The 13,265-nt window shown below is 52.7% G+C and carries 14 protein-coding genes; 5 read left to right on the forward strand and 9 right to left on the reverse strand.

The features are described from left to right. On the forward strand, nt 1-62 hold a 62-nt coding region (locus tag QMN38_RS27015; RefSeq protein ID WP_071528444.1), incomplete at its 5' end, for an IS1 family transposase. A 10-nt stretch (nt 63-72) separates the two neighbouring features. Here QMN38_RS27015 and QMN38_RS16180 read toward each other — a convergent pair. From QMN38_RS16180 to QMN38_RS16205, 6 genes are all read right to left on the reverse strand, one after another. Further along, entirely contained in the window at nt 73-351 is a 279-nt protein-coding gene (locus QMN38_RS16180) for a hypothetical protein (protein ID WP_323605358.1), read from the reverse strand. Further along, a complete protein-coding gene (locus QMN38_RS16185; RefSeq protein WP_323605359.1) occupies nt 351-713 on the reverse strand; it encodes a tlde1 domain-containing protein in 363 nt (120 codons plus the stop codon). The genes QMN38_RS16180 and QMN38_RS16185 overlap by 1 nt, the downstream gene beginning before the upstream one ends. A gap of 277 nt (nt 714-990) precedes the next feature. Then, nucleotides 991-2,055 carry a DUF2955 domain-containing protein gene (locus QMN38_RS16190; protein ID WP_323605360.1) on the reverse strand — a complete coding sequence of 355 codons (1,065 nt, stop codon included), beginning with the start codon at nt 2,053-2,055 and terminating at the stop codon, nt 991-993. Continuing rightward, the gene (locus QMN38_RS16195) at nt 2,045-3,112 is read right to left on the reverse strand and encodes an HlyD family secretion protein (RefSeq protein WP_323605361.1); all 1,068 of its coding nucleotides are present in this window, start codon (nt 3,110-3,112) and stop codon (nt 2,045-2,047) included. Before QMN38_RS16195 ends, QMN38_RS16190 begins: the two co-directional genes overlap by 11 nt. A 6-nt stretch (nt 3,113-3,118) precedes the next feature. Beyond that, entirely contained in the window at nt 3,119-3,583 is a 465-nt protein-coding gene (locus QMN38_RS16200; protein WP_323605362.1) for a MarR family winged helix-turn-helix transcriptional regulator, read from the reverse strand. Nucleotides 3,584-3,733: 150 nt separating this feature from the next. Then, nucleotides 3,734-3,898 carry a DUF1127 domain-containing protein gene (locus tag QMN38_RS16205; RefSeq protein WP_267448186.1) on the reverse strand — a complete coding sequence of 55 codons (165 nt, stop codon included), beginning with the start codon at nt 3,896-3,898 and terminating at the stop codon, nt 3,734-3,736. Between the two features lie 177 nt (nt 3,899-4,075). Here QMN38_RS16205 and QMN38_RS16210 point away from each other — a divergent pair, with 177 nt between their 5' ends. After that, nucleotides 4,076-5,488, forward strand: a complete 1,413-nt coding sequence (locus QMN38_RS16210; protein WP_271442249.1) for an aminotransferase-like domain-containing protein — start codon at nt 4,076-4,078, stop codon at nt 5,486-5,488. Nucleotides 5,489-5,502: 14 nt separating this feature from the next. Here QMN38_RS16210 and QMN38_RS16215 read toward each other — a convergent pair whose 3' ends face one another. Next, nucleotides 5,503-6,477: an Rpn family recombination-promoting nuclease/putative transposase gene (locus QMN38_RS16215; protein ID WP_271442250.1), complete on the reverse strand. Its 975-nt coding sequence runs from the start codon at nt 6,475-6,477 to the stop codon at nt 5,503-5,505. 498 nt (nt 6,478-6,975) lie between these two features. On the opposite strand from QMN38_RS16215, the gene mdtM reads away from it, so the two are divergent. Beyond that, nucleotides 6,976-8,217 (forward strand): multidrug efflux MFS transporter MdtM, encoded by a 1,242-nt coding sequence (mdtM, locus tag QMN38_RS16220; RefSeq protein WP_323605363.1) that lies wholly within the window; start codon nt 6,976-6,978, stop codon nt 8,215-8,217. Between the two features lie 89 nt (nt 8,218-8,306). Here mdtM and metC read toward each other — a convergent pair whose 3' ends face one another. Both metC and QMN38_RS16230 read right to left on the reverse strand, forming a co-directional pair. Next, on the reverse strand, nt 8,307-9,497 hold the full coding sequence (metC, locus tag QMN38_RS16225) for a cystathionine beta-lyase (RefSeq protein ID WP_271449410.1): 1,191 nt from the start codon (nt 9,495-9,497) through the stop codon (nt 8,307-8,309). 31 nt (nt 9,498-9,528) lie between these two features. Continuing rightward, a complete protein-coding gene (locus QMN38_RS16230; protein ID WP_271442253.1) occupies nt 9,529-10,761 on the reverse strand; it encodes a dicarboxylate/amino acid:cation symporter in 1,233 nt (410 codons plus the stop codon). Nucleotides 10,762-10,980: 219 nt separating this feature from the next. Here QMN38_RS16230 and QMN38_RS16235 point away from each other — a divergent pair, with 219 nt between their 5' ends. Beyond that, nucleotides 10,981-11,907 carry a LysR family transcriptional regulator gene (locus QMN38_RS16235; RefSeq protein ID WP_271442254.1) on the forward strand — a complete coding sequence of 309 codons (927 nt, stop codon included), beginning with the start codon at nt 10,981-10,983 and terminating at the stop codon, nt 11,905-11,907. Nucleotides 11,908-11,981: 74 nt separating this feature from the next. Next, entirely contained in the window at nt 11,982-13,262 is a 1,281-nt protein-coding gene (locus tag QMN38_RS16240) for a DUF445 domain-containing protein (RefSeq protein WP_323605364.1), read from the forward strand. Nucleotides 13,263-13,265: the final 3 nt, after the last annotated feature.

A 13,265-nucleotide genomic window follows, 5' to 3' on the forward strand; every position in this document is an offset into this window, starting at 1 on the left:
AATCGGTGGAGCTGCATGACAAAGTCATCGGGCATTATCTGAACATAAAACACTATCAATAAGTTGGAGTCATTACCTGGCTTCAGATACCGCCCCCTGCAAATCTTCCGCAGTACTGGCATCAACTCCGGGTTCCAAAGCACTTGCCACCGTTAACCAGTCATTATTACCTTTGCTAATTTCAGGAATAATATGGTTCCACCATTCTGATTCATCGTCATTATAAAGTTCGTGTACAACGGTGTTTGCTCCTTTTTCATTTATCATCTGCAGAAGCTGAGGTACAGTATGCTCTGCAGCGCAGGAAACACCCGAAAGCATAAATAGAAAGAAGATAATAATAAATTTCATTATCTTACCACCAAAATTGTATCACCCGAATCGTAAATGGTTTGGCGCTTATCTTGTCCATTCATAATGATACACCCTGCAGATGCCGTTCCCGGTGGCTGCCCTTTTTTATCACCATGAATTTCGAAATGATCTCTGCCAAAAGTATTGGTCCCTGCAATAGGTTCAAGGATAATAGCGGAGGGGCTTTTGTGATTATTCCATCCTGCAATAAAATAAACACCTCGAGGAATGGGTCCCTTGTTACGTATGTGTTCACAGTTCGGTTTATCCTTTGATTCACCGGCACCACTGTAGCAATAAGCAATTAACTCACCGTTATGACTCAGTATACCTGCCGATACTTTATATTCCCATGTCATGTGATTTTACACCCTTTAAAATATAACAATCACACTTATCATATTTAATCGTAAAATTAAATTTGTTCATAAGGTCACAATTATTAAAATTCAGAATATTTATAATCTATATATTTTTATTTCTCGAACAAATAAACCATATTCTGAATAATTAGATAAAGGTGAAGGAGCAGGCAATCCGAAAAATGCCCGGTGGCGCTACGCTTACCGGGCCTACAAATGGCACTTTCCCGTAGGCCGGATAAGGCGCAGCCGCCATCCGGCACTGGCCCCCCACTCACTCGGTAATCACAAACCGCGTCGCGGCAAAGCAGTTGAGCACCCGATGCACCAGAAACACCATGGTGAGCGTTGCCACCAGCGCGACGGTGACGGAGGTGATGCGGTACAGATCGCTGAATACCAGGTCCTGATCCGGGTGCAGGTTCTGGCCAAACATAATGCCGATGGTGGTGATACTGGCAAAACCCACGCCCGCGCCGACTTTTTCCATCACGTGCAGGCGGGCGCTAAACGCCAGCCCGAGGCCAATCAGCGGCATCATCAGCAGCATATGGTTACTGAAATCATAGATAAACAGCTGCACCAGCAGAATATACAGGCAGGCCAGCACCACGCCGACCACGCGCCAAATCGAGCTAATCACCGCGCCTCGATAGTGCATCGGGAACAGGATCAAAATCCCCGCCATCAGCGCCGACAGCGAATCACTCAAATCACAGATCTGGAAGACCACAAAAATCATCGTCGCCACCGTGCCGGAAAGCAGCGACTCATGGCGCACCCGGGCGGCATCTTTCTCAATGCGCGGCGGCGGCTGGCGCGGCTCCACGTCCGGGATCAGATAATGCAGCAGCGCGCTCAGCGCCACCGCCATGACGCAGGCTTCCATATTGGAGAACATCAGCGTATGCCAGTTGGTGGTGGGATAGCTCATAAAGTTGAGCATCGTGCTCTGGCACACCACCCCCATCGAACCGAGCAGAAACAGCGGCCCTTTACTCATAAAACGAAAACGCATCACATACAGGCCAAACACCACCAGCGTCATGATCAGCGGCCACTGCGACAGATAACCGACAATCAGCACCATTTCAACGCAGTTCACCGCCGCGCTGAACACGAACTGGGTTGCCACATGGCGGTTAAATACCGGCACCAACGACAGCAGCATCAGCGGATAAACCACAAAGAACACGCCGTACTGCACGTTGTAAAAGGTCGAAATACTCAGTGCGATTGTCCCGGCGACGGAAATACGCAGGGTCTGGCGAAAATCATTGGCGGTGTAGACAATGTTCCCGTGCGGGGTAAAAACATGGGCCAGGGTGTTAATAGACATAGTGCAGCCAGCTAACGAGATGGATCTGCGCCCCGGCGAAGGTGCGTGAGAACATTCCTTCGCTGTTATACAGCTGTACCGTGGCGCGTGCCCCGGTCGGTAGCGGCGTGTCGAGCGGTTCGTTCAGCGCCACATGAATGCGCATACGCTGGGCATCGCGCACCCAGCGGGTTGACTGTTCCGGTTGCGACAGCTGGCCGTTAACCTGCTCCTGACCCGCCAGAATACCGGCATCACTACTGGTAACGCGGGCAGAGAAGACCTTGCCCGGCATGGCATCGAACACCACGGCGGCATTGGTATTTACCCGAGTGTGGCGCAGGCTTTTCTCGCGAAAGTCAGCCACAATATCCGTCTGGTGGCTGACCAGCGCCAGCAGCGGCGTAGCTGCCGTGGCATACAGTCCGGGGTTGAGCTGGAGGTTACTCACCGTGCCATCGGTTTCTGCATGCACCTTCGTCCAGCCGAGATTCAGCTGCGCCTCGTCCAGCGCATTGCGATATTTTTGCAGCGTGACATTGCGGCCATCATCGCGCTCGCCGCGCTGGATCAGCAGGTTCTGAATACTGGCACTCAGCGCGGCGACCGACTGTTCACTGGTCTGCCAGGTGGTACGCACCTTATCGAGATCGGACTGCGAGACGTTCTGCATCGTACTCAAGCGCTGGTAGCGGTCAAAGGTGGTCTTATCGTTGCGGGCAGTGAATTGTGCGGTACGCAGATTGGCGCGGGCAGAGGCAATCTGCGCGTCCAGTTGCTGATTGCTCAGCTTCGCCTGCTCAAGGGCGATTTGCGCGGCTTCGACCTTATTGATAAACGGTGTCGGATCCAGCTCGTACAGCAAGTCACCCTTCTTCACCTGGCTATTGTTATGCACATAAACCTGCGAGACGTAGCCGGAAACACGCGAGGAAACAGGCGTTACCACGCGCATCACCGTGGAGTCCGGCGTCAGCGGGATCCAGATATCGGCAACGATAAACCAGGCGAATATTACCAGGAAAGCGGCAATACTCACCCTTACCCAACGGGCAAATTTTTGTTCTGGGGTCATCATAGTTTTTTAGATCTTGTTATCTTCTTCGCGGATTGTCCGCAAATTGCAGGCGATTTGATTGAGCGTAGCGCTGAAGGAAGCGAGTTCCGCTTCAGGAATGGTGCAGGTGACGCGATGTTGGTATGTCTCAATCACCCGGTTAAGTTCTTCAAGCCTTAAGCGGCCTTGCGCGGTCAGCGTTAGCAGGCGGATGCGTTTGTCATAAGGCGATGTGGAACGCAGCAGATAGCCCTGCTTTTCCAGCTGCGAGAGGGTGCGCATCAGCGGCGGCAGTTCAATGCCCTGTATTTGTGCCAGTTCACTGACCGAGACGTTGTCTCCCAGTTGATACAGTTGCATCAGTACCGTCCAGCTGGACTGCGTCAGGCCTGTATCGGTGATGGCAGCATCAATAATGGCCCGCCACTGGCGTACCACCATTGCCATGCGCATCCCCATTGGGCGGCGGGCAAACAGTTCATCTTCAGTCATGTTTCTTTCCCCTCATCGCGGATGAAGAAAATAATACTTATCAGGGTAAGTATCAAGAAACATACTAACCAGAAGCATGAATTGATAAATGTGGTGAATATAAAAGTAGCCGGGCTACGGTAGCCCCGGCCTTTGTTGGTGGAAGAAAAATCACTCCACCTGATCGCGTCGCAGCCCGACGTCCCGCAGCCGTTCATCGCTCATATGATGCAATACACGTCGCGTTTGCGCCCGTAGTCGCCACCGTTTTATTGCCTGCCAGATCTGCACCAATCCAATAAACGGCTGCTTTGCTTTATTCTCGTGAAATTCCATACCTTACCTCCCCGTCTTGCCAGAGGCTTTATCTTCCCGGATTTGGCCAGGGACAATACAGACTCACAAAGTACTTTTCTTTAACATACAGATTGGTTAAAAAGGATTCTGCATCGCATTAATTACGCCAATCTGTACTGGTTTTTTAATCTGTACGGTACCCATGAAGGATACAGCATGACCCGTTACCAACATCTGGCCAACCTGCTGGCCGAACGTATTGAGCAAGGGCTGTACCGTCATGGCGAAAAGCTGCCCTCGGTGCGCAGTCTGAGTCAGGAGCATGGTGTCAGCATCAGCACTGTACAGCAGGCTTATCAGACGCTGGAACAGCGCCAGCTGATCACGCCGCAGCCGCGCTCTGGCTACTTTGTCGCCCCACAAAAAGCACAGCCCCCCGTACCGCCAATGTCACGGCCGGTGCAGCGTCCGGTCGAAATAACCCAGTGGGATCAGGTGCTGGATATGCTGAAAGGCAACGCGGACAAATCCATCACGCCTTTTAGCAGTGGCGTGCCCGATATTAATCAACCCAGCCTGAAGCCGCTGTGGCGCGAGCTAAGCCGCGTGGCGCAGCACAATCTGAAAGCGATTTTGGGCTACGATGAAATCTCCGGCTGTCGTGAACTGCGCAGTCAGATTGCGCGCCTGATGCTGGACAGCGGTTCAGTCGTCAATGCGGATGATATTGTCATCACCAGCGGCAGCCAGAGCGGCCTGTCGCTGGCGCTGCTGACGGTCTGCCAGCCTGGAGACATTGTTGCCGTTGAATCTCCGGCCTATTACGGCACAATGCAGCTGCTGCGCGGTTTGGGGATCAAAGTCATTGAGATCCCGACCGATCCAGATACCGGGATCAGCATTGAAGCGCTGGAACTGGCGCTGGATCAGTGGCCAATCAAAGGAGTGCTACTGGTTCCCAACTGCAATAACCCGCTCGGATTTATTATGCCGGATGCGCGTAAGCGAGCGGTGCTCGCCCTCGCCCAACGCCACGATATTGTGATTTTTGAAGATGATGTGTATGGCGAGCTGGCAACGGAGTACCCGCGCCCACGCACCATTCACTCCTGGGACAGCGACGGTCGGGTTCTGTTGTGCAGTTCGTTTACCAAATCCGTAGCACCAGGTCTGCGCGTCGGTTGGGTCATCCCCGGTCGCTATTACGACAAGCTGCTGCACATGAAATACGCCGTCATTGGCACCAACGTTCCTGCCACGCAACTGGCGGCAGCCACCTTTGTGCGCGAAGGTCATTACCATCGTCATATCCGACGCATGCGCCAGATTTATCAGCGCAATATGGAGATCTACACCTGCTGGGTGCGGGAGTACTTCCCCTGCGGCATCTGCGTCACCCGACCAAAAGGCGGCTTTATGCTGTGGGTGGAATTGCCACAGCAGGTCGATATGGTCTGTGTTGCCAAACAGCTGTGTCGCCTGAAAATCCAGGTCGCACCGGGTTCGCTGTTCTCCGCATCCGGAAAGTATCGCAACTGCGTGCGTATCAACTGTGCGTTACCGCCAAACGAGAAGCATCAGGAAGTGATGCAAAAGCTCGGCGAGGCCGTAAAGGTGGCGATAGAGTAAATCGGTACACCCGGCTACGCTTTTATCCAGTGGCTTAACCCCTGGATATCTTCAGCGGAAAGCCGGGTAATTTTTTGTACCGTGCTGATATCGATGCCATCTGCCAGCATGGTGCGGGCAATACGTAGCGCCTCATCACGTCGCCCCTCTATTAACCCTTCCTGTTTACCTTCTTGTTTACCTTCGTGCTTTCCTTCCTGCTGACCTTTGAGCCATCCTTTTTGAAAACCTGCCTCATGCAATCTGTCCGCGATCGTCATCAAATGCTCCTTATGCTGCGGTGAACGTTCGGCAATTGCACTGATAAACGTATTGAAGCGAGGTGCATCGCCGGTTCGCAAAATATAATTAAACAGCGTCTTTAGCTGACTGTCATTAGTCGAGCCGTTAACTAACAGGGAAACAAGTTGCTCGACCAGCCCCATAAGATCGCGCTGACGGATATGTTTTTGGATCAACTCCAGCAGCGCCATGCGTCGATGCTGCACAATTTCGTCATCTGGAATAACGGTAATATCCACCAGCGGAAACGCCGCAGCATACAGCTGACGAGCCAGTTTCGGGTTGGCAAACTCGTCCAGCCAGCATAGAGAATAAGGGTACGGGCTTTTAGCGCCGTGATAAAACAGCATCGGCACCACCAGCGGCAGTTGCTGATGCCCGGCATCTAAATGTTTCTGCATGGCCGCTACCGCGTAGCGCATCAGTCTGAATGCCATATGCGCATCCGGGGTGCTTTGGTGTTCAATTACCACATAAATATATCCATCCCCTTCCGTCGTTTTCACCGACCACAACACATCGGAGTAATACGCACGTAAATCCTCTTCAATAAAACTATCTGACTCGAGTTTCAGCGTCTGAAAATCGCAAAGTTCGCGCAGCGAAGCGGGAAGATGTATTTGTAGAAAATCCCGAGCTGTCTCTGGGTGGCGCAAAAACGTTTTAAAAACCGCATCATGCGGTGTGGAAGTCGGTGCTGTATTCATGGCGGTCCGTCACCTGGAAATAAGATGCCATGACTTTAGCGTCAGAAAACTGCTCCCTCACCTGCGACTTTCTCTCTTTGCGAGACGTTATCAGAGATAAAAACGTCCCTTTGTAACGTCTGCATTTGTCTGGAACACGTCACGCAGAATCGCTATCTCAATGCACATTCCCGCGTTAAGCCCCTTTAATTCCTACGCATTAACCCGATAAACTCGTTTAATTATCATCCAATCCGCATTACACTGCGGGAGGTTATTTTCCGTTCAACGTTCTCTTCCCGAGGTGTAATGTGCTGATTGTCACTTGTAATCGTTACGTTTTCTGACCTGAGTCAGAGAGGCGTATTTCCTGTTTGCGTTTCACGCAGGCAGCGTTTTTGATTACATGAAATTCAGTACATCTGCAGTCTGTTTTTCTGTCACCAGCCAGGCGTCTCTAAGACGGTATTGAATTTCGCTATTCCCGTTGAGGGTTTTCTCCCGACAAGGAGCTGTTTTATGCAACGGATTCTCGCGTTTTTCGCTCAACGCGCCACAACGCTATTTTTCCCTATCGCGCTGATTTTGTATGACTTCGCGGCCTATCTGTCGACGGACCTGATCCAGCCCGGCATCATCAATGTAGTGCGAGATTTCAACGCCGATGTCAGCCTGGCTCCTGCTGCAGTCAGTCTGTATCTGGCGGGTGGGATGGCGCTGCAGTGGCTGTTGGGGCCGCTTTCCGACAGGATTGGCCGCCGACCGGTACTCATTGCCGGGGCGTTAATCTTTACGCTGGCCTGCACGGCGACGCTCTTCACCACCTCGATGACGCAATTTCTGGTTGCGCGTTTCGTGCAGGGCACCAGCATCTGCTTTATCGCCACAGTCGGTTATGTCACGGTACAAGAGGCATTTGGGCAAACAAAGGCCATTAAGCTGATGGCCGTTATCACTTCCATTGTACTGGTGGCACCGGTTATCGGCCCGCTTTCCGGGGCGGCGCTGATGCACTTTGTCCACTGGAAGATCCTGTTTGCCATCATTGCCGTCATGGGGCTTATCGCCCTGGTTGGGTTAGTCCTGGCGATGCCGGAGACCGTCCAGCGCGGTGCTGTGCCGTTCAGCGCGTGCAGCGTACTGCGTGATTTCCGCGACGTTTTCCGCAACCAGGTGTTCCTGTTTGGTGCAGCCACGCTGTCGTTAAGCTATATCCCGATGATGAGCTGGGTGGCGGTCTCGCCGGTGATCCTGATTGACGCGGGCGGTATGACCACATCGCAGTTTGCCTGGGCACAGGCTCCGGTATTTGGCGCCGTGATCGTGGCCAACATGGTCGTCGTACGGTTTGTGAAAAATCCGACCCGACCGCGCTTTATCTGGCGGGCGGCACCTGTTCAACTGAGCGGGCTGGCAGTGCTGATTGTCGGTAACTTACTGTGGCCGCACGTCTGGCTGTGGTCGGTGCTGGGAACCAGCCTGTATGCGTTTGGTATTGGGATGATCTTCCCAACGCTGTTTCGTTTTACGCTGTTTTCCAACAACTTGCCGAAAGGTACGGTCTCCGCATCACTGAACATGGTGATCCTGACGGTGATGGCCGTTTCTGTCGAAGTCGGGCGCTGGCTGTGGTTTAACGGCGGCAGACTGTCGTTTCATCTGTTGGCGGTGGCCGCCGGGATCATTGTGGTATTTACGCTGGCGGGTTTATTAAAACGGGTACGCCAGCATGAAGCAGCTACGTTAGCCACTGAAAACTAGCCTGTCAGATGCTTATCCGGCCTGTCACAATGACATAGTAGTAGGCCGGATAAGGCGCCTGCGCCGCATCCGGCTAAGATCACATCACCTTACGCAATGCGGGCAAATCCTGCGTCCAGATCGGCAATCAGGTCATCAACATCTTCCAGGCCAATATGTACCCTGACCAGCGTTCCGCTGAAATCCACATCCCCGGCCGGGCGGATGCTGTTCAGTTCTTCCGGCTGGTTAGCGAGGATGAGTGACTCAAATCCGCCCCACGAATAGGCCATATGGAACAGCGAAAAGTTATCGAGGAAATTCGCCATCTGTTCGTCGGTCAGCCTCTTTTTCAGCACAAATGAGAACAGTCCCGAGCTTCCCGCAAAGTCGCGCTGGAAATACTCATGCCCCGGACATTCCGGTAATGCCGGATGGTTCACACGTGCCACCTCCGGTCTTGCCGACAGCCAGCGAGCAATATGGATGCTGCTCTCCTGATGCTGCTTAAGACGTACCGCCAGGGTACGCAGTCCGCGGCTACCGTTGTAGGCCGTATCGGCATCCAGCGTTTGCCCCATCAGGTAAGAATTTTCACGCAGACGATCCCAACAGCGGGCGTTCGACACCGCCGTGCCCAGCATGCCGTCCGAGTGACCGATGGTGTACTTCGTCCCTGCCTGAATGGAAATATCCACGCCATAATCCAGCGCTTTGAACAGCACGCCCGCCGCCCAGGTGTTGTCGATCATAATGACAATCTCCGGATTCACCGCGCGTATAGCCTTCACCATTCCCGGCACGTCCTGAACTTCCATCGTGATTGAACTCGGGGACTCGAGGAACACCACCTTTGTTTCCGGACGCAGAAGATCGACGATACCCGCGCCAATCAGCGGATCGTAATACGTGGTTTCCACGTTGAATTTACTCAGGATCTTATTGCAGAAATCCTGGGTTGGCTCGTAGGCAGCACCGGTCATCAGAATATGATCGCCACTTTGGACAAACGCCAGAATCGCATTGGTGACCGCCGCAGCGCCGCACGGGTACAGCGCGCAGCCTACGCCGCCTTCCAGCTCACTCATTGCTTTCTGGAAAGCAAAGTGGGTGTAGGTTCCGCGACGACCGTAAAACAGTTCGCCGTTCGCACGGTTCGCGGTGGCAAATTTTTTGTCCTTCACGGTATCAAACACCAGCGAAGAGGCACGTTGGATCACCGGATTCACCGCGCCCTGGGTGTAGCGTTTATCGCGTCCAGCCACGACCAGATGTGTTTCAAGCTTCATTGCGTCTTTCATAACTTCTCCTGTTCTTAATCCGTGTGAAAACCTATACCACCGCAGCAGTAGAGTTGATTTCAGTATTGGTCTGCTTTTTTCCAGCGAACCGTTCAACAATCTGCGCCGCATTCAAATCATGGATAACGTTAATCAGTGTGGCCGGCGCATCGGTAATGGTGCCCAGTACCACCAACATCGGGATCGCTTCCATTGGCAGGCCCAGCGTGGTGACGATAAAAATTTCACCGAGGAATGCCCCGCCCGGCACACCGCCGACGATAATGGCGGAGAGCACCGCAATCAGCATGGTCAGGAAGAAGGTCTCAGTAGTGAACTCCATGCCCAGCACGGAATAGATAAAGACAATTTTCAGTGCGGCAATCATCGCTACGCCGCCTTTATTCAGGTTAACCAGCAGCGGAATAGAGACATCAACGATTTCCGGGTTGATCCCCATCGCCTTACCGGCACGCAGCGTCACCGGCAGCGTTCCCAGCGAAGAACAGGTCCCCAGCGCGGTAGCCGAGGGTTCAATCGCATTGCGCCAGAAGGCTTTAACCGCCGGGATGCCCCCCCCTATATATGAATAGAGAATAGAGCCAAAAACGAAGTAGACCAGCGTGGCGACCATAAACAGGCCAATGGCGCGGGCAAAGGTTAACAGCAGCGCAGAGTCCTGGCTGGCCATGGTGGCAGCGAAATAGCAGCCCAGACCCACCGGTGCGACCTTCATAATGATCGAGACGATCTTCATGATCACGGTATTTGCATCTTCCAGCAGCGACGCAATACGTTTACCCGCCTGATCCGATTGACCAATTGCGACCCCGGCAATGATCGCCATTACGATCAGCGCCAGAATATTGGACTTAGAAAACAGCCCGATAAAGTCGCTGGTGGTAATCATGCTGACAAAATCCATCTTGCCGCTGCCCGCCTGCACGGACTGCGAGAGATCGATGGTGACGCCCTGCGCCGGGTTATACCATAGCGCCAGCGCTACGATCCCGGCCGCCGGAATAAAGGCCATCGCGATCGAAACAATAAAGATGATCGCCATAATACGTCCCAACCTTTTCAGGTCGGTCATACTGGCGATAGACGACATGACGCTGATCCCCACCAGCGGCACAATAATCATAAATAACAGGTTCAGGAATATCTGACCTATCGGCTGGAGTTTGCTGGCAAACGTCGGGGCATAAATACCTAATAAGCCGCCAATCACCAGAGCAACTAATAAAATAATCGACGATCTGTAGGGTTCGAGTCGTGACCACATAATCGGTACCTTTAGAATAATAATTAATGAGATTAAATTCACAATGTGATGAGTTTCCGTTTCGCCTCCTTTTATTTTGTGACGTAACTCACCTAAGTTGTTATTTTTTCATTTTGCCAGCAGGTTGTTTCCTGTGATTCAATAGTTGCATGTTTAAAAGGCGAATGTAACGGCCTATTCGTACCGTTTTTGCAAATCACTTGTGAATAAAAGGAAACTATGAGTACGCCGATTTCACTCAAGCATCTGGAGTTTTTCGTCAAAATCGTCGACTGTGGAGGTTTATCGGAGGCCGCCGCTCAGCTTAATGTGTCGCCGTCGGCGGTCAGCAAAAGCCTGACGGCGATGGAAGATACATTGGGGACAACATTAATTAAGCGCACCACCCGCAGTATTACCTTAACCGATGCCGGGCAATATTTATTTAACCGCGCCAATAAGTTACTGACAGAATTTGATGAAACGCTGAATACCACCTCTGGTTATTATCACAGCCCGCAGGGGGAATTACGCATAACCTGTTCCATTGCTTTTGGTTATTCGCGGTTGGTAAATCTGGTGGATAAATACCGCTCACAGTTCCCCGATGTGAACCTGTATATCGATCTCAACGATAACTTCGTTAATCTGAATGAAACAGATTTCGACATCGCCCTGCGCATCTCCACCGCACCACCGCAGAACTATGCCATGCGCAAGCTGGTGCCTATCCGCTGGGCGTACTGCGCGTCACCCGGATACCTTGCCAAAAAAGGCATGCCCCAGCGCCGAAGCGATCTGGTGGATCATGATTGTCTGGTTTATCCAGGCCTCACACCGGTACTGAAGGTGGCGGATGAACAGGATCGTCTGCATCAGTTGAAACTGCATATGCCTATCCAGGCTAACAGCAGTCTGGTATTGCTGAAGTCAGTGCTGGAAGATCAGGGCGTGGCGTATTTACCCACCTATCTGATTGGCGATCATATTCAAAAAGAAGAGGTTACGCCGCTAATGCTCGACGGCACCATCACCTGCGAAACCCACGCCCTGTATGCGCTCTATTTTCCCAGCAAGTACAGCAATCCGAAGGTGCGCTCGTTTATTGATTTTCTGGTCGCAGAACTTGGCCCGCTACCGGCCTGGGATAACTGGATCCCAGGATAAGCGTTTCCCCTCTAAAATGGGAGGCACACCACAAATTTTGCACGATCCCGCCGTCTGGCTCTATCCTTAAGCCTATGAATAAAATTGCTGAACTCAAACGCGCCAAACGACTGGCGCTCTCTCTGCTGCTGGCCGCCGCCGCCACCTTCGTCATTACGCTTTTTCTGCCACCTAACTTCTGGGTGCTCGGGATCAAAGCGATTGCCGAAGCGGCAATGGTGGGCGCACTGGCGGACTGGTTCGCCGTAGTAGCGCTTTTTCGCCGGGTGCCAATCCCATTTATCTCGCAACATACGGCGATCATCCCGCGCAATAAGGACAGAATTGGGGAAAATCTTGGGCAGTTTGTTCAGGAGAAATTCCTCGATACGCAGTCTCTGGTCGCCCTTATTCGTCGCCATGAGCCGGCACTGTTGATTGGTCACTGGTTCAGTCAACCGGAAAACGCCCAGCGTATTGGCCAGTATTTACTGCAAATCATGAGCGGATTTCTCGAACTCACCGATGATTCGCGTATTCAGCGGCTCATTAAACGGGCGGTGCATAAGGCGATCGACAAAGTTGATCTTTCCAGCACCAGCGCGCTGATGCTGGAAAGCATGACCAAAAACAATCGTCACCAGGCGTTGCTCGATACGCTGATCGCTCAACTGATCGCCCTGCTTCAGCGCGACAGTTCGCGGGCGTTTATCGCCCAGCAGATCGTACGCTGGCTGGAGACCGAACACCCGCTTAAAGCGAAGATCCTGCCAACCGAATGGTTAGGTGAACACAGCGCCGAGTTGGTCACTGATGCCGTCAACTCTCTGCTGGATGATATCAGCCACGATCGGGCACATCAGATCCGCCACGCCTTCGATCGCGCCACATTAAGGCTTATCGAGAAGCTCAAACACGATCCGGAAATGGCCGTCCGGGCAGAGAGCCTCAAAAGCTATCTGAAAGAAGACGAAGCCTTTAACCGTTATCTCGGCGAACTGTGGGCTGACCTGCGCAAGTGGGTGAAAACTGACATTAACGCCGACGATTCCCGCGTGAAGCAGCGCATCGCCAGCGCCGGACAATGGTTTGGCGAAACGCTGGTTGCCGACGGCGCCCTGCGCACTTCACTGAATGAACATCTGGAGCAAGCCGCACGCAAGGTCGCGCCAGAGTTCGCCAGCTTCCTGACGCGCCATATTAGCGACACGGTGAAAAGCTGGGATGCCCGCGATATGTCACAGCAAATTGAGCTAAACATCGGCAAAGATTTGCAGTTCATTCGCGTCAACGGCACGCTGGTTGGCGGCTCTATCGGACTGGTGTTATACCTGTTGTCGCAAATTCCTTCCCTGCTAACGCTGGCGAACTTTTAAGGA

This window comes from Citrobacter sp. R-1.5.2 (assembly GCF_035064245.1).
Classification (GTDB): Bacteria; Pseudomonadota; Gammaproteobacteria; order Enterobacterales; family Enterobacteriaceae; genus Citrobacter.

Coding starts and splice junctions, on each gene's coding strand:
- QMN38_RS16240 (WP_323605364.1), top strand. CDS start 11,982: ATGAATAAAATTGCTGAACTCAAACGCGCCAAACGACTGGCGCTCTCT.
- QMN38_RS16215 (WP_271442250.1), bottom strand. CDS start 6,477: ATGAATACAGCACCGACTTCCACACCGCATGATGCGGTTTTTAAAACG.
- QMN38_RS16180 (WP_323605358.1), bottom strand. CDS start 351: ATGAAATTTATTATTATCTTCTTTCTATTTATGCTTTCGGGTGTTTCC.
- QMN38_RS16185 (WP_323605359.1), bottom strand. CDS start 713: ATGACATGGGAATATAAAGTATCGGCAGGTATACTGAGTCATAACGGT.
- mdtM (WP_323605363.1), top strand. CDS start 6,976: ATGCAACGGATTCTCGCGTTTTTCGCTCAACGCGCCACAACGCTATTT.
- metC (WP_271449410.1), bottom strand. CDS start 9,497: ATGAAAGACGCAATGAAGCTTGAAACACATCTGGTCGTGGCTGGACGC.
- QMN38_RS16200 (WP_323605362.1), bottom strand. CDS start 3,583: ATGACTGAAGATGAACTGTTTGCCCGCCGCCCAATGGGGATGCGCATG.
- QMN38_RS16230 (WP_271442253.1), bottom strand. CDS start 10,761: ATGTGGTCACGACTCGAACCCTACAGATCGTCGATTATTTTATTAGTT.
- QMN38_RS16235 (WP_271442254.1), top strand. CDS start 10,981: ATGAGTACGCCGATTTCACTCAAGCATCTGGAGTTTTTCGTCAAAATC.
- QMN38_RS16210 (WP_271442249.1), top strand. CDS start 4,076: ATGACCCGTTACCAACATCTGGCCAACCTGCTGGCCGAACGTATTGAG.
- QMN38_RS16190 (WP_323605360.1), bottom strand. CDS start 2,055: ATGTCTATTAACACCCTGGCCCATGTTTTTACCCCGCACGGGAACATT.
- QMN38_RS16195 (WP_323605361.1), bottom strand. CDS start 3,112: ATGATGACCCCAGAACAAAAATTTGCCCGTTGGGTAAGGGTGAGTATT.
- QMN38_RS16205 (WP_267448186.1), bottom strand. CDS start 3,898: ATGGAATTTCACGAGAATAAAGCAAAGCAGCCGTTTATTGGATTGGTG.